General features: G+C 71.5%; 20 protein-coding genes and 3 pseudogenes. 10 read left to right on the top strand and 13 right to left on the bottom strand.

The genetic code is table 11. The features are described 5' to 3' along the window. From ACZ31C_RS06890 to ACZ31C_RS06880, 3 genes are all read right to left on the bottom strand, one after another. A complete protein-coding gene (locus tag ACZ31C_RS06890) occupies window positions 1-1,419 on the bottom strand; it encodes a WGR domain-containing protein (RefSeq protein ID WP_465794533.1) in 1,419 nt (472 codons plus the stop codon). Between the two features lie 87 nt (window positions 1,420-1,506). Beyond that, window positions 1,507-2,880 (bottom strand): FAD-dependent oxidoreductase, encoded by a 1,374-nt coding sequence (locus tag ACZ31C_RS06885; protein WP_465794532.1) that lies wholly within the window; start codon window positions 2,878-2,880, stop codon window positions 1,507-1,509. A gap of 14 nt (window positions 2,881-2,894) precedes the next feature. Further along, complete coding sequence (locus ACZ31C_RS06880; RefSeq protein WP_465794531.1) at window positions 2,895-4,043, bottom strand: carboxylate-amine ligase; 1,149 nt, start codon at window positions 4,041-4,043, stop codon at window positions 2,895-2,897. 255 nt (window positions 4,044-4,298) lie between these two features. Between ACZ31C_RS06880 and ACZ31C_RS06875 the strand changes: the two genes are divergently transcribed. Both ACZ31C_RS06875 and ACZ31C_RS06870 read left to right on the top strand, forming a co-directional pair. Next, window positions 4,299-5,717: a carbohydrate-binding protein gene (locus ACZ31C_RS06875; RefSeq protein WP_465794530.1), complete on the top strand. Its 1,419-nt coding sequence runs from the start codon at window positions 4,299-4,301 to the stop codon at window positions 5,715-5,717. Window positions 5,718-5,904: 187 nt separating this feature from the next. Further along, the gene (locus ACZ31C_RS06870) at window positions 5,905-7,308 is read left to right on the top strand and encodes a chitinase (RefSeq protein WP_465794529.1); all 1,404 of its coding nucleotides are present in this window, start codon (window positions 5,905-5,907) and stop codon (window positions 7,306-7,308) included. Between the two features lie 150 nt (window positions 7,309-7,458). Here ACZ31C_RS06870 and ACZ31C_RS06865 read toward each other — a convergent pair whose 3' ends face one another. Together ACZ31C_RS06865 and ACZ31C_RS06860 are read right to left on the bottom strand one after the other, a co-directional pair. Continuing rightward, window positions 7,459-8,124 carry a DedA family protein gene (locus ACZ31C_RS06865; protein ID WP_465794528.1) on the bottom strand — a complete coding sequence of 222 codons (666 nt, stop codon included), beginning with the start codon at window positions 8,122-8,124 and terminating at the stop codon, window positions 7,459-7,461. A 55-nt stretch (window positions 8,125-8,179) separates the two neighbouring features. Further along, on the bottom strand, window positions 8,180-8,770 hold the full coding sequence (locus tag ACZ31C_RS06860; RefSeq protein WP_465794527.1) for a DUF1349 domain-containing protein: 591 nt from the start codon (window positions 8,768-8,770) through the stop codon (window positions 8,180-8,182). A gap of 93 nt (window positions 8,771-8,863) precedes the next feature. Between ACZ31C_RS06860 and ACZ31C_RS06855 the strand changes: the two genes are divergently transcribed. Both ACZ31C_RS06855 and fabG read left to right on the top strand, forming a co-directional pair. Further along, entirely contained in the window at window positions 8,864-10,516 is a 1,653-nt protein-coding gene (locus ACZ31C_RS06855; RefSeq protein WP_465794526.1) for an alpha-amylase family protein, read from the top strand. Window positions 10,517-10,630: 114 nt separating this feature from the next. Next, complete coding sequence (gene fabG / locus ACZ31C_RS06850) at window positions 10,631-11,389, top strand: 3-oxoacyl-ACP reductase FabG (RefSeq protein ID WP_396744537.1); 759 nt, start codon at window positions 10,631-10,633, stop codon at window positions 11,387-11,389. Between the two features lie 100 nt (window positions 11,390-11,489). Here fabG and ACZ31C_RS06845 read toward each other — a convergent pair whose 3' ends face one another. Both ACZ31C_RS06845 and ACZ31C_RS06840 read right to left on the bottom strand, forming a co-directional pair. Further along, a complete protein-coding gene (locus ACZ31C_RS06845) occupies window positions 11,490-11,906 on the bottom strand; it encodes a hypothetical protein (RefSeq protein WP_465794525.1) in 417 nt (138 codons plus the stop codon). Further along, window positions 11,899-12,294 carry a hypothetical protein gene (locus tag ACZ31C_RS06840; RefSeq protein ID WP_350692488.1) on the bottom strand — a complete coding sequence of 132 codons (396 nt, stop codon included), beginning with the start codon at window positions 12,292-12,294 and terminating at the stop codon, window positions 11,899-11,901. The genes ACZ31C_RS06845 and ACZ31C_RS06840 overlap by 8 nt, the downstream gene beginning before the upstream one ends. Window positions 12,295-12,445: 151 nt before the next feature. Here ACZ31C_RS06840 and ACZ31C_RS06835 point away from each other — a divergent pair, with 151 nt between their 5' ends. Both ACZ31C_RS06835 and ACZ31C_RS06830 read left to right on the top strand, forming a co-directional pair. After that, on the top strand, window positions 12,446-13,348 hold the full coding sequence (locus ACZ31C_RS06835) for a Gfo/Idh/MocA family protein (RefSeq protein WP_465794524.1): 903 nt from the start codon (window positions 12,446-12,448) through the stop codon (window positions 13,346-13,348). 24 nt (window positions 13,349-13,372) lie between these two features. Next, window positions 13,373-13,747, top strand: a pseudogene (locus ACZ31C_RS06830) (rRNA adenine N-6-methyltransferase family protein); the annotation flags it as partial. Between the two features lie 6 nt (window positions 13,748-13,753). Here the strand turns inward: ACZ31C_RS06830 and ACZ31C_RS06825 are convergent. Next, window positions 13,754-13,945 (bottom strand): DUF2795 domain-containing protein, encoded by a 192-nt coding sequence (locus ACZ31C_RS06825; protein WP_350692482.1) that lies wholly within the window; start codon window positions 13,943-13,945, stop codon window positions 13,754-13,756. 75 nt (window positions 13,946-14,020) lie between these two features. Between ACZ31C_RS06825 and ACZ31C_RS06820 the strand changes: the two genes are divergently transcribed. Next, entirely contained in the window at window positions 14,021-15,277 is a 1,257-nt protein-coding gene (locus ACZ31C_RS06820) for an erythromycin esterase family protein (RefSeq protein WP_465794523.1), read from the top strand. Window positions 15,278-15,424: 147 nt separating this feature from the next. Here the strand turns inward: ACZ31C_RS06820 and ACZ31C_RS06815 are convergent. The 3 genes and pseudogenes from ACZ31C_RS06815 to ACZ31C_RS06805 form a co-directional block, all read right to left on the bottom strand. Beyond that, window positions 15,425-16,558, bottom strand: a pseudogene (locus tag ACZ31C_RS06815) (MMPL family transporter); the annotation flags it as partial. 90 nt (window positions 16,559-16,648) lie between these two features. Continuing rightward, window positions 16,649-17,659: pseudogene (locus ACZ31C_RS06810) on the bottom strand (MMPL family transporter); the annotation flags it as partial. A gap of 37 nt (window positions 17,660-17,696) precedes the next feature. After that, complete coding sequence (locus tag ACZ31C_RS06805) at window positions 17,697-18,245, bottom strand: TetR/AcrR family transcriptional regulator (protein WP_396744559.1); 549 nt, start codon at window positions 18,243-18,245, stop codon at window positions 17,697-17,699. 125 nt (window positions 18,246-18,370) lie between these two features. On the opposite strand from ACZ31C_RS06805, the gene ACZ31C_RS06800 reads away from it, so the two are divergent. From ACZ31C_RS06800 to ACZ31C_RS06790, 3 genes are all read left to right on the top strand, one after another. After that, a complete protein-coding gene (locus ACZ31C_RS06800; protein ID WP_465794522.1) occupies window positions 18,371-19,141 on the top strand; it encodes an isocitrate lyase/PEP mutase family protein in 771 nt (256 codons plus the stop codon). 4 nt (window positions 19,142-19,145) lie between these two features. Beyond that, window positions 19,146-19,322 (top strand): hypothetical protein, encoded by a 177-nt coding sequence (locus ACZ31C_RS06795; protein ID WP_465794521.1) that lies wholly within the window; start codon window positions 19,146-19,148, stop codon window positions 19,320-19,322. Window positions 19,323-19,427: 105 nt separating this feature from the next. Continuing rightward, window positions 19,428-20,390, top strand: a complete 963-nt coding sequence (locus ACZ31C_RS06790) for a DNA polymerase domain-containing protein (protein WP_465794520.1) — start codon at window positions 19,428-19,430, stop codon at window positions 20,388-20,390. Between the two features lie 12 nt (window positions 20,391-20,402). On the opposite strand, the gene ACZ31C_RS06785 is transcribed toward ACZ31C_RS06790, so the two are convergent. Next, window positions 20,403-22,757: a metallophosphoesterase gene (locus ACZ31C_RS06785; RefSeq protein WP_465794519.1), complete on the bottom strand. Its 2,355-nt coding sequence runs from the start codon at window positions 22,755-22,757 to the stop codon at window positions 20,403-20,405. Window positions 22,758-22,777: 20 nt separating this feature from the next. After that, the gene (locus tag ACZ31C_RS06780; RefSeq protein WP_465794518.1) at window positions 22,778-23,479 is read right to left on the bottom strand and encodes a hypothetical protein; all 702 of its coding nucleotides are present in this window, start codon (window positions 23,477-23,479) and stop codon (window positions 22,778-22,780) included. Window positions 23,480-23,667 lie beyond the last annotated feature (188 nt).

The raw sequence follows: 23,667 nt of genomic DNA, 5'->3' as shown, positions 1-23,667 counted from the left end.
TCATCGCAGGCGGCGGATGTCGCCGTAGGCGCGGTAGAAGCCGCCCCGGCCGGACTCTCGGACCTCGGTGACCAGGTAGCGGGCGCCCGGCTGGCGGATGCCCTTGGGGAACTGCACCGACCAGTTCTGGTGGTAGCCGGCGGAGAGCACATGCACCCGCAGCCGACCGCCCTGCTCGACACACTCGACGATCACCCCGTCACCGCCGTCGGCGACCACCTCGACCTGGGTGACGGCCGCCGGCTCGGGCATCCGGGCCGGTGCCTTCACGTCGACCACGTCCGGCACGCTGCCCGCCTCGGCCGCCCGGATCGCCGGCTCGCTGGCGTCGATGCAGGCCAGGTGGCCGCTGGTGGTCACCACGTAGAGGCGCTGGTCGTGATACTGCATGGAGTAGGCCGAGCCGCAGCCCGTGCCGAGCTTCCACAACCGGGTGCCGTCCTCGGCGAAACAGTAGATCGAGGACTGGCTGTCACCGGCGAAGACGTACCGGCCGTCGGAGGCGGTGGCACAGGAGAAGACCGCCGCGTCGGCCCGGTAGGTGCGGGCGTGCCGGCCGTCCTTGCCGATGCGGACCACCTCGCGGGTCGCGGTGCCGGCGAACACCGCGTCGCGCTCCTGCCAGCCGAACAGCACCGAGCCGGTGCGGGTGTGCCACAGCTCCTGCCCGGTCCGCCAGTCGTAGCCGCTGACCCCGGTCGAGTCGCCGTGGTAGACCGCGTCGCTGTCGCAGCGCACCATCCAGGCCGAACTGCCGCGCCCGCCCCGACGCCAGAGGAACTCGTCCTCGTGGTCGACGGCGGCGATCCCGCCGTCGGCGTCGGAGACACCCAGCACGCCGTCGTGGATGTCCAGCCAGTAGATGTCGATGTCGGGCGCGATCGTGTACGCCACCCGGGGAATCTTGCCGGAGAGGTCGTAGACGTTGCCGTCGTCGCAGCCGGCGTAGATCCAGGCGTCGTCGGCCACGATGCACTTCACCCCGTCGGGCAGGCGGACCTGGTCCAGCACCCGGGCGTCGTGGTCGAGCGTGGTGATGACGCCCCGCTCGTTGCCGACCGTGCAGGTGCGACCGTCGATGAAGATGCCGAACGCGGGAGCGCCGGAGTCGTAGCGCCACAGCACCGGTGCGGTGCGGGCGGTCGAGCGGGTGCTGACGATCTGCCGCCGGGACACCGCGCGCTTCTGGCGGACGCCCGGCACCGCCGGGGCGTACCCCTTGCGGACCTTCTCGCCGATCTTCTTCGCGGCGGCGGCCCGGGCCCGCGCGTTGTCCGGGTGGCCGGAGGTCTTGACCTGACCCTGGTCGCCGATCCGGCCGTAGCGCACGGTCAGCGTGGTGTCGTCGACCACCACCTCGTAGAACTTGTGCGCCCCGTCCGATTCGGACAGTTCGAGGTAGGTCGTCTCCTGCGACATGCGGGTCCTCCGAGGGGTCGGCACCGCCCCTGTCTGGGGCGGCGCGCACACGCTAACCCCCACCACCGACAGAGAGCCGAGCAGACCTCAGCGCGGGTCGAGCGCGTCGACCGCCTTGCGGGCCGCGACCAGCACCGGGTCCCAGACCGGGGCGTACGGCGGGGCGTAGCCGAGATCGAGCGCGGTCATGTCGTCCACCGTCATCCGGTTCCACAGCGCCACGGCCAACGTGTCGATCCGCTTCGCCGCCTCGGTCCAGCCGACGATCTGAGCACCGAGCAGCCGCCCGCTCGGACGTTCGGCGATCAGCTTGACCGTCATCGGCCGGGCACCCGGGTAGTAGCCGGCGCGGTTGGTCGACTCCGCGATCACCGACACGAACTCGAAGCCGGCCGCCAACGCGTCGCGCTCCCGTAGCCCGGTCCGCCCCACCTCCAGGTCGCAGACCTTCGCCACGGCCGTGCCGATCACCCCGGCGAAGGTGGCGTACCCGCCGCCGATGTTGATCCCGGCCACCCGGCCCTGCTTGTTGGCGTGCGTGCCGAGCGGCACGTGCACCGGCATGCCGCTGACCCGGTGCAGGGTCTCCACACAGTCCCCGGCGGCCCACACCCCGGGCGTCTCGGCGACCCGCATCCGGCGGTCCACCCGGATGCCGCCGGTCGGACCGAGCGGCATCCCGGCTGCCTCGGCGAGCGCGGTGTTGGGGCGTACGCCGAGGCCGAGCACCACCACGTCGGCCGGGATCGGACCGTCGTCGGTGACCACCTCGCTGACCCGGCCGTCGCGGACGGTGAGGGCGCCGACGCGTACGCCGGTGCGGATGTCCACGCCCAGACCCCGCATCGCCTCGGTGACCAGCGTGGCCATGTCCGGGTCCACGGTCGACATCGGCTGCTCGTCCCGCTCGACCAGGGTCACCGACAGCCCGCGCCGGACCAGCGCCTCGGCCATCTCCACGCCGATGTAGCCGCCACCGACCACCACCGCGCGCTGCGGCTTCGGGTCGGACTCCAGCCACTTGCGCAGGGCCGCGCCGTCGTCGAGCGTCTGCACCCCGAAGACCCCGAGCGCATCGGTACGCGCCCAGTCCGGCTTGGTCGGCACCGCGCCGGTGGCGTACATCAGGGTGTCGAAGCCCTCCCGGATCTCGCCGCCGCCCTCCAGATCGCGGGCGACCACCTCGCGGCGGTCCAGGTCGATCTCGGTGACCTCGTGCCGGAGTCGGACGTCGATGTCGTACTTCTCCCGGTGGGTCGCCGGGTCCCGGGCCACGAGTTGCTGCGCGTCGCCGACCAGTCCGCTGATCCAGTACGGGATGCCGCACGCCGAGTACGAGGTGTAGTGCCCCCGCTCGAACGCGACGATCTCCAGGTCGTCCGGGCCGCGGCGGCGCCGCGCCTGGGCGGCAGCCGCCATGCCGGCGGCGTCCCCGCCGACGACGATCAACCGTTCCGCCACGGCCATCCTCCTCCTCACCCGGGGATTTCGCCCCGGGTCTGTCGCGCCACGTCCGCCACCACATCCTCCAACCGACCGGTACGCGCGAACACCAGGCGCTGCCGCGCCGCGCCGGTGCCGTGCTCCCGCAGCCGGTCCAGCAGCTCGGTCACCTCGGCGAGGTCACCGTGCCGGTCCAGCGCCGGGCCGAGCCGCCCGACGAGCTGGTTCAGCAGGTCCCACGCCGGACGCAGCTCACCGGTGGCCAGGTCGACCGCGTCGCCCTCCAGGCCGTCGTGCGCGGCCCGCCAGTGCGCGCCGACCAGCAGGTGGTGGTCGGCGGGCAGCGGCGGCCGTCCGGCGGCGATGTCGTCCAGCGCGGTCGCCACCAGCGCGCGGACCAGGCCGGCGACCAGGACCGCGTCGTCCACCGTCGGGCAGACGTCGCCGATGCGCAGCTCGACCGTCGGGTACTTGGCCGACAGTCGGGCGTACCAGTAGAGCATCCCCTCGTCGAGCATCACCCCGCTGCCGATCAGCTGGTCGATCAGCCGTCGGTAGTGGTGGTGCGAGGTCAGGAACGGCGTCGGCGCCACCGACGGCCAGCGTTCCCACTCGATCGAGCGCCAGCTCGCGTACCCGGTGTCCTCGCCCCGGGAGAACGGCGAGTTGGTGGTGACCGCGTGCAGGATCGGCAGCCACGGCCGGACGTGGTTGAGCACCTGCACCCCGGTGTCCGGGTCCGGCACCCCGACGTGCACGTGCATGCCGTTGTTGCCCGGCCCCGGCACCAGCAGCCGGTAGCGCTCGATCATCCGGTCGAAGCGGGGCTTGTCCACCACCGGCGGCACCGGCCCGTCGATCGGTCCGGTGCCGATGGCGAGCAGTTGGGCACCGGCCCGGTCGGCGGCGTCGGCGAGCGAGGCGCGCAGCAGGGCCAGGGAGTGCCGGATCGAGGAGAGCTCCAGCCCGGGCGGGCTGCCGATCTCGATCTGGCTGGTCTGGAACTCGCGCTCCACCTGACCGTGGAGTTCCGCCGGGACCTGTTCCAGCACCGCCTCGACGGCGGGCACCGCTGCGCCGCCGTCCGGGTCGACCAGCAGGAACTCCTCCTCGACCCCCACCGTGAGCAGGTCGGTCTCCTCGACCTGCCGGGTCGGCGCCGTCGCCACCTGCCTGACCATCACCACCACCGTCCGCTTCTGCCGGGGCGGTCCGTCCGCGCCGTCGGCCGGCAATTACCCCCTGTGGTGGTCGGGAGAAACCCGCCCTGCTCGTGTAAGGAGGGGTCCCCTGATAACGCCTCGTGCATAGCAGGGGACCCCTCCTAACATCCGGGCCGACCCGGAGCCGATCGATCGACATTGACAACTGTTCGAGTCGGACGTACAACTCCTGAGAGAGCGCTCTCACATCCCGTCCCGCAGAGAGGCACGTCCATGACACCTGCCCCGGCGGCGCCCGCCGCCCTGCCCGCGCGACGCCGGCTGCGGCTCGCGTTGGCCCTGATCACCGCCACCGTCACCGGCGTCGCGGGGCTCGCCGCGACCGCCGACGCCGCCGTGCCGACGCCCCCGTCCGGGTGGAGCCTGGTGTGGAGCGACGACTTCACCGGCGCCGCCGGCACCCTCCCGTCGTCCAATAACTGGATCATCGACACCGGCACCAGCTACCCGGGCGGGCCGCCCAACTGGGGCACCGGCGAGATCCAGACGTACACCAACAGCACCTCGAACGTCAGCCACGACGGCGCCGGCAACCTGCGGATCACGCCGCTGCGCGACAGCTCCGGCCGCTGGACCTCGGCCCGCATCGAGACGGTGCGCAGCAACTTCAAGGCCCCGAGCGGCGGCATCCTGGCCATCGAGGGCCGGATCCAGATGCCCAACGTCACCGGTGCCGCCGCCTCCGGCTACTGGCCCGCGTTCTGGGCGCTCGGTTCGCCGTACCGGGGCAACTACCAGAACTGGCCCGGCATCGGCGAGTTCGACGTGATGGAGAACGTCAACGGGCTCAACACGGTCTGGGGCGTGCTGCACTGCGGCGTGGCGCCCGGCGGCCCGTGCGACGAGCACAACGGCCTCGGTGGCTCCCGCGCCTGCCCCGGCAGCACCTGCCAGTCGGCCTTCCACACCTACCGCTTCGAGTGGGACGCCTCGACCAGCCCGCAGCAACTGCGCTGGTACGTCGACGGGCAGCTCTACCACTCCGTGAGCCAGTCCCGGGTCGGCGAGCCGTACTGGTCGCAGATGACCAGCCACGCGGGCTACTTCCTGCTGCTCAACGTCGCCATGGGCGGCGCCTTCCCGAACGGGGTGGCCGGCAGCGCCACGCCGACCTCGGCCACCGTGCCGGGGCGGCCGATGCTCGTCGACTACGTGGCCGTCTACAGCCGTGGCGGCAGCACCCCGCCCACCACGCCGCCGCCGACGACCCCGCCCCCGACCGGGGTGCGGGACGCGTACGGCACCATCCAGGCCGAGTCGTACAACGCGCAGAACGGCGTGATCGTCGAGGCGTGCTCCGAGGGTGGGCAGAACATCGCGGCGCTGCGCAACGGTGACTGGGTCCGCTTCGACAACGTCGACTTCGGCTCCACCGCGCCGCGCGACTTCGTGGCCCGGGTCGCCTCCGGCGCGGCGGCCGGCGTCAGCGGCCTGGTCGAGGTGCGGATCGGCAGCCCGACGAGTACGCCGATCGGCAGCTTCGCCCTCGCCAACACCGGCGGGTGGCAGAGCTGGCGCTCGGTGCCCGGCAACGTCTCGCCGGTGACCGGACGGCAGACCGTCTACCTGACGTTCAGCAGCGGCCAGCCGAACGACTTCGTCAACGTCAACTGGTTCCAGTTCCGCCGCTGAGCGCGGTGCTCGGGTAAGGGGTTCGTGCAAGGAGCTCGTGCAAGGAGGGGTCCCCTGCTAACGCCTCGTGCATAGCAGGGGACCCCTCCTAACAAACCCACACCAGCTCTGGACAGAAATAGTTAACAGTCTTAATAATGAGCGCCAGGTCGATGCCCATGGATTTCCGTCCGGTCTGGAGGCTCACATGAAACGGTCCCGAACCCTGGTGCTCACAGTGGTCGGCGCACTGGCCGCCGCGCTCGGTGCGGTCTGGCTGGCGCCCGCCGCGTACGCCGCCGGAGTCACCGCCAGCTTCGCCAAGACGTCCGACTGGGGCTCCGGTTGGGAGGCGAAGTACACCATCACCAACGGCAGCAGCAGCACGGTCAACGGCTGGAGCCTCGCCTTCGACCTGCCCAGCGGCACCACGCTCGGCAGCTACTGGGACGCGCTGCTGACCTCCAGCGGCCAGCGCCACACGTTCACCAACCGCTCCTGGAACGGCACCATCGCCCCCGGCGCGTCGGTCTCCTTCGGCTTCCTCGGCAACGGTTCCGGCGTACCCACGAACTGCCGGCTCAACGGCGCGGCCTGCGCCGGCGGCACCACCCCGACCACGCCGCCGCCGACCACCCCGCCCCCGACGACGCCGCCGCCGACCACGCCACCTCCGACGACCCCGCCGCCGACCAGCCCGCCGCCGGTCACCGGCCTGCCGAAGCACATCCTCACCGGGTACTGGCACAACTTCGACAACCCCGCCGTCGAGCTGCGGCTGCGGGACGTGCCCGCCGAGTACGACCTGGTCGCGGTCGCCTTCGCCGACGCCACCACCACCCCCGGCGCGGTCTCCTTCGCCATCGACCCGGGCCTGTCCGCCTCGCTCGGCGGCTACACCGACGCCGACTTCTCCGCCGACGTGCGCACCCTCCAGAGCCGGGGCAAGAAGGTGATCATCTCGGTCGGCGGAGAGACCGGCCGGGTCGCGGTGAACGACGCGGCGTCCGCGGTGGCCTTCGCCGACAGTGTGTACGCGCTGATCCAGCGCTACGGCTTCGACGGCGTCGACGTCGACCTGGAGAACGGCCTGAACCCGACCTACATGGGGCAGGCGTTGCGCTCCCTGCGGGCGAAGGTGGGCAGTCGACTGATCATCGCGATGGCGCCGCAGACCATCGACATGCAAAACCCCACCACCAGCTACTTTAAGCTGGCGCTGGACATCAAGGACATCCTGACCGTGGTGAACACCCAGTTCTACAACTCCGGGGCGATGCTCGGCTGCGACAACAACGCCGCGTACGCCCAGGGCACGGTCAACTTCATCGTCGCGCTGGCCTGCATCCAGTTGGAGGCGGGACTACGACCCGACCAGGTCGGGCTCGGCCTGCCGGCCGGTCCCGGGGCGGCCGGTGGTGGCATCGTCGCGCCCAGCGTGGTCAACGCCGCGATGGACTGCCTGACCCGGGGCACCAACTGCGGCAGCTTCCGCCCGCCGCGTACCTACCCGGGCCTGCGGGGCGCGATGACCTGGTCGATCAACTGGGACGTCACCCACAACAACTCCTTCGCCCGCACCGTCGCCCCCCACCTCCGCACCCTCCCCTGACCGCCACCGCCTGAACCCGCCCGCCCCACCCATCCCGTCGATCATGGAGTTGTGGCTCCCGAAGAAGCCGCATAAGTGGTCAGAACAAGCGCCACAACTCCATGATCGCGGGGGCTTCCGGGCAGGGCAGGGCGGGACAGCGCCGGGAGGTCAGCGGGAGGCGGGGGTGCGGGGGCGGGTTCGGGTGCGGCGGCGCTTCTTCTTGATCGCCCAGGAGGCGATCATGAGGACGAAGACGGCGATGATGCCGTAGTCGAACCAGGAGCTGTAGCGGTCGATCTCGTGCCACTGCGAGCCGAGCGCGTAGCCGAGCCCGATGAACAGCCCGTTCCAGATGCCGCTGCCCAGCGTGGTCAGCGTGACGAACTCGACCAGCGGCATCCGGTTGGCGCCGGCCGGCACCGACACCAGGCTGCGGACCACCGGCGCCATCCGACCGAAGAAGACCGCCCACCGGCCGTACCGTTCGAACCAGCGGTCGGCCTTCTCCAGGTCTTCCAGGTCCACCAGCGGCAGCCGGTCGAGCCAGCGTTTGAGCCGCTCCTCGCCGAGCGCGGCGCCGAGCCAGTAGAGCACCAGGGCACCGAGCAGGGAGCCGGCGGTGGCCGCGACGGTCACCACGACCACGTTGAAGCGGCCCTCACCGGCCAGGTACCCGGCCATCGCCAACACGATCTCGCTGGGGATCGGCGGGATGATGCTCTCCAGGGCGACCAGCAGGGCCACGCCCACCGCTCCGCCCGCCTCGATCACGCCGGCCACCCAGCCGGTGATTCCACCGAGTTGGCTCGGGTCGACATCCTGGGCGAGTGCCATGCGGTGCCTCCGCGAGGTTCCGTAAAGGAAGGCTCCTACCCGCCCGGGGCCGCTGTTACTCCTCGGGGTGCAGTGCGGCGTCGGCCGGGCCGAGTCGCCAGTCGGTGAACCGGACGGTCAGCCCGGCCCGGCTGGGGGAGCAGCAGTACGGTCCGGCGGAGGCGTCGGCGTCGGGCGCGAGCGGTGCGAGCCGGACCAACCGCCACTGCTCGCCGGCCACCCGGGCGCGTACGGTCAGCGCGTCGCCGGTGCGGCTGACGCGTACCGTCACCTCGTGGCCGGCCCAATCGGGCACCGGGGCGACCGACCAGTCGGAGAATTCGCGGGTGACCACCGCGCCGACCTGGGGGTGGCCGTCACTGACCTCCACTCCGGCTTTGACCCAGGTGCGGTCGTCCACCCACACGAGTACGCCGGCCTGGTCGAACTGTTCGGTGTAGTCGAGCGGGAAGTCCACCTCCATCGCGCTGCCCACCGGGAAGGGTGTGAGCAGGGCCGGAGCGTCGTCGTGTACGAACCCGTAGCTGGTGTGCCGCCACAGGTCGCTGCTCGCCCCCGGTTCGACGCTCAGGACGCCGGCCGGCTCCACGTCCGTCCGTGCCGGCTGCCCGTGCCACGTCCCGCTGGACCACTCGATGCTCCGCATGACGGCACGGTACCGATCAGCCGTCCCCGGCGGGGTCCCGCCCGCGACGTCGGCGGGTTTGCCGGGCGGGCGGTCCGGAGAAGGTTCCCGGGCATGTCTGACAGGTGGTACTCCGAGGCGGTCGTGTACTGCCTCGACATCGACACGTACGCGGACTCCGACGGCGACGGGGTCGGTGACATCCGGGGTCTGATCGGCCGGCTGGACTACCTGGCCCGGCTGGGCGTGACCTGCCTCTGGCTGCACCCCATCCACCCGTCGCCCAACGGTGACGACGGGTACGACGTGACCGACTTCTACAACGTCGACCCCCGCTTCGGCACCCTCGGGGACTTCGCCGAGCTGCTGCACCAGGCCGGCAACCGAGGCATCCGCGTGATCATCGACCTGGTCGTGAACCACACCTCGGACCAGCACCCCTGGTTCGTCTCCGCCCGGTCGTCGCCGGACTCGCCGTACCGCGACTGGTACGTCTGGTCCGACGAGGAGCCCGCGGACCGGCACCAGGGCATGGTCTTCCCCGGCGAGCAGCACGAGACCTGGACCTACGACCGGACCGCCAAGTCCTGGTACTACCACCGCTTCTACAAGTTCCAGCCGGACCTCAACACCAAGAATCCCCAGGTACGCGCCGAGATCAAAAAGATCATGGCGTTCTGGCTCCAGCTCGGGGTGGCCGGGTTCCGGATGGACGCGGTGCCGTTCATCATCGAGCGCACCGAGCCCGGCGACCCGAACCCGGAGCTGGATTTCGAGTTCCTCACCGAGCTGCGCCAGCACGTGCAGTGGCGTCGGGGCGACGCGGTGCTGCTGGCCGAGGCGAACGTCGAGCCGGACCAACTGCCCGCCTTCTTCGGCGACCGCGGTGGCTCGGCGAACCGGGTGCACATGCTCTTCGACTTCATGCTCAACGGGCGGCTGATGCTGGCCATGGCGCGCCAGGACCCGGAGCCGGTGATCGAGGCGCTGCGGGACACCCCGGCCCTGCCCGAGGGCGGCCAGTGGGCCACCTTCCTGCGCAACCACGACGAGATCGACCTGTCCCGGCTCACCGCCGAACAGCGCAACCAGGTGTACGCGCAGTTCGGCCCGGACGAGAACATGCGGATCTACGACCGGGGCATCCGTCGGCGGCTCGCGCCGATGCTCGGCAACGACCGGCGGCGCATCGAGCTGGCGTACTCCCTCCAGTTCTCGCTGCGTGGCACGCCCGTGCTGCGGTACGGCGAGGAGATCGGCATGGGCGAGGACCTGGCGCTGCCGGGGCGGGAGGCGATCCGTACCCCCATGCAGTGGTCCTATGAACCCAATGCCGGCTTCTCCCGGGCGGAGCCGGAGAAGCTGGTGCGCCCGGTCATCGACAAGGGCGAGTTCGGGTACGAGAAGGTCAACGTCACCCTGCAACGTCGGGACCGCAACTCGTTGCTCGGCTGGTTCGAGCGGATGATCCGTACGCTGCGCGAGGCCCCGGAGATCGGCTTCGGCTCGACCACCCACATCGACGTACCCATGCCTGCGGGGGTGTTGGCGCACCGGGCCGACGGGCCGACCGGCACGATGGTCTTCCTGCACAACCTGGGCACCGACGACGCCGAGGTCGACCTGAGCCTGCTGGAGTCGGAGGCGGAGCTGCCGATCGACGTGCTCGCCGACCGCAACTACGACGACGTGGGCAAGCTGGACAAGCTCAAGATCGCCGGCCACGGGTACCGGTGGATCCGGCTCTGTCGATCCTGGTCCGTCTAGTCTCCGCACCGGATTCCCCGGCCGTCGCCGGCCGGTCGGGGATCTCGGTGGGCCGGAGGTGGGCGCACGGTGGGTTAGGCTCCTGCCGTCGAGCGAGGTTACCGGGAGGTAGGCATGTCGGAGGGGCAGCGGGTCGCGATCGTGACCGGGGCGGCGCGCGGGATCGGCGCGGCCACCGCCAGGCGGTTGGCCGCCGACGGGCTGGCCGTCGCGGTGGTCGACATCGAGGAGTCGGCGACCGCCGAGACGGTGGAGGCGATCACGTCGGCCGGTGGCCGGGCGCTCGGAGTCGGCGCGGACGTGTCGGACCGGGCGCAGGTGGAGGCCGCCGTCGAGCGGGTCGCCACCGAGCTGGGGGCACCGACCGTGCTGGTCAACAACGCCGGGGTACTGCGGGACAACCTGCTGTTCAAGATGACCGACGCCGACTGGGACACGGTCCTGGGCGTACACCTGCGGGGTGCCTTCCTGGTCAGCCAGGCGGCGCAGAAGCACATGGTCGAGGCCAAGTGGGGTCGGATCGTCAACCTCTCCAGCACGTCCGCGCTCGGTAACCGGGGGCAGGCCAACTACGCGGCGGCGAAGGCCGGGATGCAGGGGTTCACCAAGACCCTCGCCATCGAGCTGGGGCCGTTCGGGGTGACCGTCAACGCGGTGGCGCCGGGCTTCATCGTCACCGACATGACCGCCGCCACCGCCGCCCGGATGAAAATCGACTTCGAGGCGATGCAGAAGCACGCCGAGGGGGAGATCCCGGTACGCCGGGTCGGGCGGCCCGAGGACGTGGCGCACACCATCTCGTTCCTGGCCAGTGAGGGGGCGTCCTTCGTCTCCGGCCAGGTGATCTACGTCGCGGGTGGTCCGCGCGACTGACCCGATCCTGTCGGTGGTGGGTGGTGGGTGGTGGGTGGTGGGTGGTGGGTGTTAGCAGGGGACCCTTCCTATGCACGAGGCGTTAGTAGGGGACCCTTCCTTACACCCGGGGGCGGGTGAACCAGAGCCAGGCCAGGCCGAGGACGGGCAGCACCAGCGGGATGTAGCCGTACCCGCTGCCGAAGCCGGACCAGACCGTCTCGTCCGGGAAGAGGTCGGTGCGGACCACGCTGAACGCGCCCACCCCGACCACACCGACCAGCTCGACGAGGCAGCAGGCCAGGGCGACCCGGCGGCCCGCGTGTCCGGCCCGGGCCAGCCCCACCGCCGCCACGATGTAGACCAGCGCGGCCAGCGCCGAGAGCAGGTACGCCAGCGGCGCCTCGTCGAACCGGGTGATGATCTGGAGGCCGGCGCGACTGGTGGCGGCGATCGCGAACAGCAGGTACACCGCGATCAGCAGGCGGCCGGGGCCGGCATTGGTCCGGGTCGTCCCGGCGGTCCGCGTCTCAGCCACCGAGCACCTCCCAGGTCTGCTGAAGCCGCACCACGACCACCGGCGTCACCAGGCAGACCGCGCAGACGATCGCCGAACCCCAGCGGGTCGGCTCCATCCGGGCCAGCACCGCAGCAAGCGGCGGCAGGCAGACCAGCGTCACCAGGTAGCCGAAGAACGCGCCCGGCTCGCCGGGCTGCTCGCCACCCGCGAGGGCCACCCCGGCCAGCACCGCCAGCCCGAGCAACGCCAGCTCCAGCACGGCCAGGCCGATCATCTGTACCCGGTCCGGCGCCCGGTGGCGCAGCGTGGCCACCAGCGCCCACACGGCGACCAGCAGCGACAGCACGATGGCGACGGTCGCCGGGACGCCGTCGACCGGGGACCCGGCGGCGGGCGCGGCGGTCACCGGGTCCGTCCGGTGCTCGTTCCGATCACCGGCCTACTCTACTAACCCCCGTAGTACAGGCGGCGGGGCGGCGGGCCGGACCGGCCGGGGGACTAGCGTGGACCGCGCTGCGGGTCAGCAGCAACCAGGCGAGACGGCGGAGGTACCGGTTATGCGGTTCGGGTTGTTCGGCACCGGCCACTGGGCGGCACAGACGCACGCGGCGGCGCTGGACGCGCATCCGAGGGCGGAACTGGTCGGGGTCTGGGGACGCAACCCGGATCGCGCCGCCGCGCTGGCCACCCGGTACGGCGTACCGGCCTTCACCGAGGTCGAGACGCTGATCGAGGCGTGTGAGGCGGTGGCCGTGGCGTTGCCCCCGGACGTACAGGCCGACATCGCCGCCCGGGCCGCCACCGCCGGCCGGCACCTGCTGCTGGACAAGCCGCTGGCGTTGACCGTCGCCGACGCCGACCGGGTGGTCGAGGCCGCCGCCGCCTCCGGCGTGGCCTCGGTGGTCTTCTTCACCGGCCGCTACCAGCCGGAGGTCGCCGGTTTCATCACGGCCGTCGCGGCGGCCGGTGGCTGGCACACCGCAAGCGTGGTCCGGTTCGCGTCGGTCTTCCAGCCCAGCAGCCCGTACGCCCAGTCGCCCTGGCGGCGCGAGCGCGGCGCGCTCTGGGACATCGGCCCGCACGCGCTGTCCGTCCTGCTGCCGGTGCTGGGCCGGGTGAACCGGGTGACGGCCGTGGACGGCCCCGGTGGCCTGGTGCACCTGCTGCTCACCCACGACGGCGGGGCCACCAGCACGGTGTCGCTGACGCTGGACGCCCCGCCCGAGGCGGTGGCGGCGGAGTTCACCCTCTATGGCGAGAACGGCGTCGAGCGGCTGCCGAACCCGGACGGTTCCTCGGCGACCGCCTTCGCCGTGGCGATCGACCAACTGCTGGCCGAAGTGGACGGCGGCACCCGGGACCACCGCTGCGACGTGCGCTTCGGCCGCGAGGTGGTCGCCGTACTGGCCGCCGCCGAGACCGCCCGGACCCGCTCCGCCACCGTCGACCTGCCCGCCTGACCCGCGTCCGACGCGGGCCGGCTGCGTCGCCGCGCCGGTGACTACGGCAGGTGGACCCGACTGACGGTGCTGACCTGGCCGGAGTTCGAGTGGCGGCTCGCCGGACGGGTGCCGCGTGCCGGGTTCCGTCCGGTGCCCCGGGTCGACGCGGGGATCCTGCGGGTGGACCGTCGGGCGCGTCCGTTGCTGGCCCCGCAGACGCTGCCCGCGTACCGGCGGATGGTGGAGCTGGGCTTCGGCGGTGCCGGCGGCTCGGTCGCGGCCTCGCTGGCCCGGCAGTACCCGCGGGCCCGCCTGGCCGCGGCGCTGCGCGCCGGGCGGCTCGCGCCGGACACCCCGGTCGGGCACGTCTGGCCGGAGCAGTGGTTGGCCCTGCACCGGCTCCTGCACGCGCGCTGACTCGGCTTAGGTCGCCGCGCGCAGCGCCTCACCGAGCTCGGCCGGGGAACCGAAGTGCTCCACCGGTAGCGCCCGGACCGCCTCCAACTGCTCGGTGCTGGCGCCGTTCTCCTGGCACCAGCGGATCAGGTCCTCGCGGGAGACGGGAAAGTCCAGCCCCGCGATCTGGTCCGGCAGGAAGGCACCGCTGTCGGTCATGGTGTCCGATCTACCCGCCCGAGGCGCCCGGCACACCCCCGGGTTTGCTCCCGGGGGTGTCGGGTAGCCGCAGGCATGCTGGTACAGCGGCTCGGCGCGCCGAGCGACCTCGACCCGTTGCTGGAGCGAGTCCGGGACGTCCGGGTGGTGATGATCGGCGAGGCGACGCACGGTACCCACGACTACTACCGCATCCGGGAACAGCTCACCCGGCGGTTGATCGCCGAGTGCGGGTTCAGTTTCGTCGCGGTGGAGGGTGACTGGCCGGACTGCGACCGGGTGAACCGTTCGGTGACCGCTGCGGCGGGTGGTGCGACGGAGCCGCAGACCGCGCTGGAGCGTTTCGAGCGTTGGCCGACCTGGATGTGGTCCAACGCCGAGGTGGCCCGGTTCTGCCGCTGGCTGCGGGCGTGGAACCTGGAACGACCCGAGTCGTCCCGGGCCGGATTCCACGGTCTGGACGTGTACAGCCTCTGGGAGTCGATGCAGGCGATCTTCGACTACCTCGGCGAGGAGGACCCGGCGTCGCTGGAGGCCGCCCAGGACGCGTACCGGTGCTTCGAGCCGTACGGCAAGCAGGTCGAGGAGTACGGCCTGGCCAGCCGCTTCGTCTCCGCCCGCTGCGAGGAGGAGGTGGTACGGCTGCTGGCGCGTACCCGCGAACACGCCGCCACGGCCGGACCGGGCGCCTTCTCGGCCTGGCAGAACGCGGAGGTGGTGGCCGGCGCGGAGCGGTACTACCGGGAGATGGTGGCCGGTGGGCCGGGATCGTGGAACATCCGCGACGGCCACATGGCCGACACCCTGGACCGGTTGCTGGACCACTACGGGCCGGGCGCCCGGGGGGTGGTCTGGGCGCACAACACGCACGTCGGTGACGCGCGGGCCACCGATATGGCCGCCGACGGCATGCTCAACATCGGCCAGCTCGCCCGGGACCGCTACGGGCCGGACGGGGTGGCGCTGATCGGCTTCGGCAGCTATCGCGGCACGGTGACGGCAGCACCGCGCTGGGGCTCCCCGGCCGAGGCGATGGTGGTGCCGCCGGCCCGCCCCGGTTCGCTGGAGCACCGGCTGCACGAGCTGATGCCGGACCGTGCGGTGCTGGTCTTCGGCGGCCCGGACCAGCCGGGCTGGGTCACCGACACACTCGACCACCGGGCGGTCGGCGTGGTCTACGACCCGTCGTTCGAGTCGTGGGGCAACTACGTGCCGACCCGGCTCGGGGACCGGTACGACGCCTTCATCTGGTGCGACGAGACCACCGCCCTGCACCCGCTGCCCGCGCTGACCACACCGGGCGAGATGGAAACCTATCCAGCAGGCGTCTGAACGCGCGTTTGCGCTGCGTTGCGTGCGCTGCGCCGTGGCGCGCGCTTGCGGTACGTGCGCTGCGTCGTGGGCGGGGTGCTGATGTTAGGAAGGGCCCCCTGCTATGCACGAGGCGTTAGCAGGGGACCCTTCCTTTCACGCAACCCGTCAGGTGCCGGCGTGCACCTTGTCGTCGAGCTTGGCGCGTAGCTTCTCGCCCTCGATGTCGACGTTGGGCAGGAACCGGTCCAGCCAGCGCGGCAGCCACCAGGCCGCCTTGCCGAGCAGCGACATCACCGCCGGGACGATGGTCATTCGGACCACGAAGGCGTCGATGGCGACACCGACCGCCAGCGCGAAGCCCATCGACTTGATGACCGGGTCGTCGAGGAAGACGAAGCCGCCGAAGACCGCGGTCATGATGAGCGCGGCGGCGGTGACCACCCGGGCACCGTGCCCCATCCCGTTGATGGTGGCCTGCTGGGCGGTGTCACCGTGGACGAAGTCCTCCCGCATCCGGGAGACCAGGAAGACCTCGTAGTCCATGGCCAGGCCGAACAGGATGCCGATCAGCAGGATCGGCAGGAAGCTGATCAGCGGGCCCGGGGTGTCCAGGCCGAACAGGTCCGCCAGGTGACCCTGCTGGAACACCGCGACCGTGAGACCGAAGGTGGCCGCCACGGTGAGCAGGAAGCCCAGCGCCGCCTTGATGGGCACCAGCACCGACCGGAACACCAGCATCAGCAGCAGGATCGACAGGCCGACCACCAGGCCCAGATAGACCGGCATCGCGTCGGAGAGCTTCTCCGAGATGTCGATGCCGATGGCGGTCACACCGGTCAGCAGCACGTCGGCACCCTGGACGCCGTCGACCGCCGTACGGATGTCGTGCACCATCGTCTCGGTGGCCGGGTCGGTCGGGCCGGTCTGCGGGATCACGCCGAGCAGCGCGGTCCGGCCGTCCGGGCTGAGCTGCGGCGGGGCCACCGCCAGCACGTTCTCGGTGTTCTGCACCAGGTTGGCCACCTGCGGCACGGCGGCGGCGGTGGCCTGCGCGTCGTCGCCGGCCACGACCACCGCGAGTCGGCCGGTGAAGCCCGGCCCGAAGCCCTCGGTGATCAGGTCGTTGGCGACCCGGGGAGCCGAGCCGGCCGGCGCGGTGCCGGCGTCGGGAAGGGCCAGACGCATGTCCGGGGCGGGCAGCGCGAGCAGGCCGAGACCGATCACTCCGGCCAGGATCACCGGGATCCGGAAGCGGGTGAGGAACCCCGCCCAGCGGAACCCGAACGCCGACCGGTCCTCGCCGGTGATGGTGGCCGCGTCGGGGCCGACGCCGCTCTCGGCCGTCTTCGGCGTGCCCTGGTCGTCGTCGGCGGGCTGCGGTGCGGCCGTACGCAGCTTGCGGGGCAGCACCCGGCGGCCGGCGAAGCCGAGCAGGGCCGGTTGCAGGGTGATCGCCACCAGCACCGCCACGGTCACCGTGCCGGCTGCGGCCAGACCCATCACGGTCAGGAACGGGATGTTCACCACCGAAAGCCCGGCGAGGGCGATGACCACGGTGGCTCCGGCGAAGACCACCGCCGATCCGGCGGTGCCCACCGCTCGACCGATCGCCTCGTCGGCGGGCAGCCCTTCGAGCAGGTTCTGCCGGTAGCGCGAGGTGATGAACAGCGAGTAGTCGATGCCGACGGCGAGGCCGAGCATCAGCGCGAGGATCGGCGCGGTGCTGGTCAGTTCGACCACGCTGCTGAGCGCGAACAGGCCGGCCATGCCGACGCCGACACCGATCAGTGCGTTGAGCATGGTCATCCCGGCCGCCACCAGCGAACCGAAGGTGATCACGAGGACGATCAGGGCGACTGCGACACCGATCGCCTCGGTCGAGCCCACCTCGGGCTCGGCGTTGAGCACCTCACCGCCGGGGGCGACCTGCCAGCCCTGGGCTTCGGCCTGGGTGCCGACCTCCTCGTACGCCTCCCGCTGCTCCTCGGTGATCGCGTCCGAGCCACCGCCGAACTGCACCTGGATCAGGGCGTACCGGCCGTCCGGCGACACGGCGCCGACCTGGAACGGGTCGACGGCGGCGAGTACGCCGGGGACCGCGGTGGCCTCCTGGGCGATCGACTGGACCACCGCCTGGCCTTCGGGTGTGCCGAGTTGTCCCTCGGCGGGCGCCTTGACGGCGATCGTGCCGGTCGCGCCGGACGCCGCCGGGAACTGCTCGGCGAGCAGGTCGAGAGCGCGCTGCGACTCGGTCCCGGGCATGGTGAAGTTGCTGGCCGTCGGGCCGCGCAGGGTCGCTGCGGCCAGGCCGAGCCCGACGAGTACGACGAGCCAGATCGCGGCCACGAGCCGCCGTCGGCGCATCGAACCCCGGCCAAGCCGGTAGAGCAGGGTCGCCATGAGGTCCTTTCCCTCGGTCAGTGAATGGTGGAACGGGTCAGTGCACGGGCTCCAACGCCCGTCGCAGCAGGGCGAGCAGGGCGGCCCGCAGGTCCTCGTCGGACACCTCGGCGAACTGTCCGCAGGTCTCGGCGATGCCGGCGAGCAGCACCAGTGCGCAGATCCGGGCCGAGTCTCGGGACGAGCGTCCGGCCAGGGCGGCGATGAGCCGCTCGGAGATCTCGTGGATGTGCGCGAAGTCGGGTTGTTGCAGCAGTTCCGGGAACTCGCCACGGAGCAGGGCGATCTCGCCGCGGAACCGGACCGCCAGGTCGACGAAGCCCTCGGTGGCGACCTGCTGGGCGCGGGCCGGGTCGTCCTGCGCCGCGATCCGGTCGTCCAGCGCCTGCAACACCTCGACCGCGGGCGCCATCAGCTCGGTGAGGATCGCCTCCTTGTTGGCGAAGTGGTAGAGCACCGCCGCCTTAGAGCAGCCGACCTCACGCGCGATGTCCTGCAACGAGGTGCCCCGGTAGCCGGTGGCGGCGAACCGCCGGGTGGCGGCGGCCAGGATCTCGTCGTGGGTCTGCTGGGTCGGGCGGGCCATGGCAGCCAGCATGCCTGACCGATCGGTCAGAGGCTGACCGATCGGTCAGATCAGTGGTCTTCGCCACAACCACCCGGGTTCGATTGGCTCTCGGGCCCCGCCCGTCCGATGCCCAGAATCGCGGTATGACCTCTACTGTGATCGATCGGGCGAATGCGCTGCGCGCGCTGCACCGCCCGGGTGACCCACTCGTCCTGCCCAACACCTGGGACGCCGGCTCGGCCCGGGCCGTGGCCGACGCCGGCTTCCCCGCCGTTGCCACCGGCAGCGCCGCCGTCGCGGAGTCGCTCGGCTACGCCGACGGCGAGCGCACCCCACCGGCCGAGATGTTCGCGGCGGTGGCCAGGATCGCCCGTGCGGTCACCGTGCCGGTCACCGCCGACCTGGAGCGGGGGTACGGCCTGCCTCCGGCGGAGCTGGTCGAGCGACTGCTCGACGCCGGAGCGGTCGGGCTCAACCTGGAGGACTCCGAGCCCGGCGGCGGCGCGATGGTGGACACCGAGAAGCAGGCCGACCTGCTGGCCGAGGTCCGGGCGGTGGCCGACGCGGCCGGCGTACCCGTGGTGCTCAACGCCCGGGTGGACGTCTTCCTCCAGCAGGCCGGCGAGCCGGAACGGCGACTCGCCGAAGCCATCCACCGGGCCCGCCGCTATGTGGCGGCCGGTGCGGACTGCGTCTATCCGATCGTGCTCGCCGACGCCGCCGACCTGCGAACCTTCGTGGCGGAGGTGCCCGGCCCGGTGAACGTGCTGGCCCGCCCGGCGGCCCCGACGCCCGCCGACCTCGCCACGCTCGGCGTCGCCCGGGTCAGCTACGGCTCCGGCGTGTACGCGGCGACCCGCGCGCACACCGCCCGCCTGCTCGCCGCGATCGCCGCCGGCGACCGGCTGGGCTGAGCGGATGAGCCGGCCGGAGCGGGTGCCCTGGGCCGAGCGGGTGAGCTGGGCCGAGCGGATGAGCTGGGCCGAGGGGTTACCCCGGGCCGAGCGGGTGCGCCGGGTCGACTGCCGTGCGGAGGCGGCAGTGCCGAGCGTCACCTGCCGGCGGCGGAGCCGGGTGCCGCGTCACGGCGAGTGAGTCGAGCCGACCGTCCACGCCCCAGTGCGCCTGTCGAGCTGACGGCGTGGACGTCATCGGCGCGTTCCGGTTGACCGCGTGTCGCGGCGGCGGGATGGTGAGCGGATGAGTCGGGCGGACGAGACCCGGGACGGCGTGGCGCTGACCAACCTCGATCAGGCGCTTTTCGACGGGTCCGGTGCGATCAAGCGGGACCTGGTCGACTACCTGGACGTGGTCGCCGACCGGCTCGTCCCGCACCTGCGCGGCCGACCGTTGTCGGTGGTCCGGGTACGCCCCGGCCAGCCGCCGTTCATGCAGAAGAACCTGCCCCGCTACACCCCCGAGTGGGTACGCCGGGTGCCGGTCTGGGCCGAGGCGTCCCACCGCGAGATCGCGTACGCGCTCTGCGACGACCGCCGTACCCTGCTCTGGTTCGCCAACCAGCGCGCGGTGGAGTACCACCCGATGCTGGCGGTGGTCGACGACCTGAGCCGTCCCACCCACCTGGTGCTCGACCTCGATCCGCCGTCCGACGGCGGCTTCGGTGCCGGGGTGGCCGCCGCGCTGCTGGTCCGACAGGCCCTCGCCGAGGCCGGGCTGGCCGGCGCGGTGAAGACCAGCGGGGCCAAGGGGGTGCACGTCTTCGTGCCGATCGCGGCCGGTCCGGACGCCGAGGAACTGGCCGCCGCCACCCGGGCCCTCGCGGCGCGTGCGGAACGGCTCGACCCGGCGCTGGCCACCACCGCGTTCATTCGGGAGGACCGGGCGGGCAAGGTCTTCGTGGACCCGACCCGGTCCGGCGGGGCCACCGTCGTGTCCGTCTACAGCCCCCGGCTGCGCCCCGGTGTGCCGGTCTCCTTCCCGGTGCCCTGGGCCGACCTGGAGTCGGTGAGCCCGGCCGACTTCACCATCCGGACGGTGCCCGGCCTGCTTGCGGACCGGGACCCGTGGGCCGAGGAGATGCCGCCGCCGCAGCGACTCCCGGCCGACCTGGTCGAGGAGGGCCGGACCATCCCGATCCCCCGGGTGCAGGCCATGCACGAGGGTCGCCGCCGGGCCCGCGCCCGACGCGCCGAGGGCGGCTGAGGACCGGTCCGGTCAGCCCTTGATGGTCCAGCGCTGTTTGGTGACCCATTCGGCGCCCGGTGCCACGGCCAGCTCACGCCACTCGATGACCAGGAAGTCGGCGCCCGGCATCCGCACCGGTTGGGCCAGCTCCAGGACGGCGAAATGGTTCGGCTGGTTGTGCTCCAGCTCGTGCTGGCTGACCCCGGTGCTGCCGCAGCCGGAGACGATCAGCGGGCGGGGCGTGACGCTGGAGTCGTTCTGCGGGATCCGCACCAGCGTCTCGCGCAACTGCGGCTTGTGCTTGTGCCCGTGCAGCAGCAGCGAGAAGCCGAGCCGTTCCAGGCGCTGCTCGACCAACCCGGCGTCGCGGACGGTGGACAGGTCGAGCACGACCGCGTCACCCCGTCGCGGCTCCAGCGGTTCGGGGAAGGGGTGCAGGTGGTGGTGCATCACGGCGACCCGTACGTTCTCCGGTGGCTCCTGTTCCAGCAGTTCCTTCACGATGTCGAGCTGGCGTTTGCCGATGTAGCCGTAGTGGTTCTGGTCGTCCTCGAAGATGCAGGAGTTCAACCCGACGATGGTCATCGTCCGGTCGGTACGTCGATAGACGATCTCCCGCGCCTCCGGCCGGGTGCCCGAGGTCCGCAGGTCCCACTCGATGCGCGGATAGACCTCGTGGAACAGCTCCTCGCCGTAGAACTGGTGCGCGAAGGTGAGGTAGTTGTCGAAGCGGTTGGCCCGGTTCGACTTGGTCTGGAGCCAGTCGATGTCGTGGTTGCCGGGGACCAGCACCACCTGACTGCGGTCCATCCCGGTGTTCTCGCACAGCTCGGTGAGGAACTGCCGGACCAGGTCGAACTCGTCCTGCCGACCGGTGTAGGTAGAGTCGCCGGAGACCACCAGGACGGCGTCCGAGGCGGCGCAGCCGGACCGCTTGAGGGCGGCGTGGAACTCCCGGGTCAGCTCGACGCTGAGCCGGTCGGAGTTCTCGGTGTCGGCGAACCGGTGCAGGTCGATGCGACTGCCGCCCTCGGTGATCGACCCGAAGTGGACGTCGGAGATGTGGAAGATCATCCGGCGGGGGAAGTCCGGGTCGCTCGTCGGTGCGCCCCGCTCGTCCACGGTCGTCGACGCCGCGTCCTTGGCGCCCTCGACCAGCCAGCGCGCGAAACCGTCCGCGTCGCGCAGCGGCAGGCCGTTGGCGTGCAGCATGAGGATCTGATCGGCGGTCGACTCCAGGTGGAGCCGTTCGGCGCCGTACCGGACCGCCGCCCGCCCGAAGCGGCGGGCCGCCTCCACGTCGCCCAGCACGAAGTGCGCCTCGGCGCGGACCAGGTTCGCCCAGGAGTCGGTCTCCTGACCAGGACGGGAGTCGATCTCGTCGAGCAACTGCCGATACCGCGCGAGCGCCGGCTCGGGGTTGCCCGGATCGGCGATGGCCAACATGCCGGCGCAGGCCACGGCCAGGTACAGCGAGGTGGGGGAGAGGGTGGCGCCCTGCTGGTAGAGGCGCAGCGCCTCGGCGTACCGGCCCTGGCGTTTGAGGGCGCCGCCGAGCATGCCGAGCGTCTCCGGGTCCGACGGGTTCAGCTCGTACGCCCGGTTCAGCGCCACCTCGGCCGCGTCGAGCCGGGTCAGCTTGCGCAGATAGAAGCCGCGCTGCCGGTGCACCTCCCAGTCGCCGTCGGCCTCTGGGAAGGCGGCGTCGAGCACCTGCACCGCGCTGGCGTAGTCGCCCTCGGCGGCCAGCCGGTAGCTGAGCGACAACAGCGCCCCGGTCGGCAGGTCACCCGACTGCCGCGCCCAGTGCCAGACGGCGAGCAACTGCTCGATGTTCCGGCTCCGCTCGATCTTGTGGTGCAGTTCCTGCTCGAAGGCGACCCGGTCGGTACGCGGATGGAAGTTCAACCCCAGGTCGCTCAACGCGTCCCGCACCGGATTGTGCACGTGCGGGCTGTCCGAGATGAGCGCCTCGCGATAGGCGAACCGGAACCGTGGATCCTGGTCGAACTGTGGACTGTAGAAGAGCACCCGCTGGCTCTTCAGGTCGAACGGCAACTCGGTGCCGTGCACCGCGACGAGAATCGTCTTGCCCGGCGAGATCGCCTGCCGGACGCCCAACTCGTAGTAGACGCTGCCGTTGGGCGAACTGATGTCGGCGACCACCACGTCGGCGGCCTGGAGGTGCCGGAACGCCTGGTTGACGATGGTGCCCGGTTCGGTGATCTCGTCGGCGCGGAACACCGACCAGCCGGCGTCCTGGGCCACCGGGCGCAGGATCCCGTGATAGAAGCGGTCGAAGTCGTGCATCAGGCCGGAGGGCAGCCGTTTCAGACCGAACGGCATGATGACGAAGAGCTTCTTGGCACCCGAGATGTTCGACATCGACGTTCCGATCGTGCTGGTCAGGTGTGGCTCTCGAAAAGGCCCTTGCCGTTGACCCGGACCAGGGTCGCCAACTCGCTGAAATCAGCGTATTCGTAGACCCGGATCCGGGGTATGTCCGGATGATTGGAGTTGGCCGCTCCACGGAGGAGGAACGGCAGCACAGCCGACGTGTGTCTGAAGTAGATGGACGGTTTCCCCAGGGCGATCGCCACCCCGGCCTCGACCAGTGCGCTCGACGGATTCGACAGCGGCAGCACCAGCAGGAAGTGCCGGCTGCGCGCCAGCGCCCGCAACTCGTCCCGGAAACCGAGGTCGACGGCGGGGAAGTCGACGATCTCGGGACGGTCCCGACCCGCGTAGTAGCAACTCAACCCGGAGCGCTGTTCGATCTCCCGGACCAGCGTCATGATCTGCTGACGGTGGACCGGGTATTCCGACTCGGGCAGCGAGGCCATCGGCGTCGAGACGAACACGTCGAACTCCGGCCCGTCACCGGCCAGGGATCGGCGGCGTAAAGTGGCGATCACCGCGACCGTCGCCCCGGTGACGGCCACCCCGGCGAGGAACGACACCAGCGCGACCGCGACCGTGCCGCCCTGCCCGAGCAGCGGCACCACACCCTGCACGACCGCCACCACCACCGTGGCCGAGGCCGCGATCGCCGCACCGCCGTAGGACGCCTTCTCGGTGGCCGAGATCCGCGACCACCGTACGTTCACCCGGGGCACCGGCAGCCCTTCCGCAGAGTGGCGAGGTGCTCACAGCATAGTGTCGGCGCACACCCCCGTACTGATCCGCTCCATCGGGTCGGTGCGGCGCTCGCGCCGGCTGACGGGTCGCGTCGGGTGGCGCGGTGGGTACCTTGCCGACGCCCGCCCGAATCCTTACCGCCGACCGTGTTCCTGGT

The organism is Micromonospora sp. NPDC023869, assembly GCF_055559695.1.
This window is presented reverse-complemented; position numbering and strand designations above follow the sequence as displayed.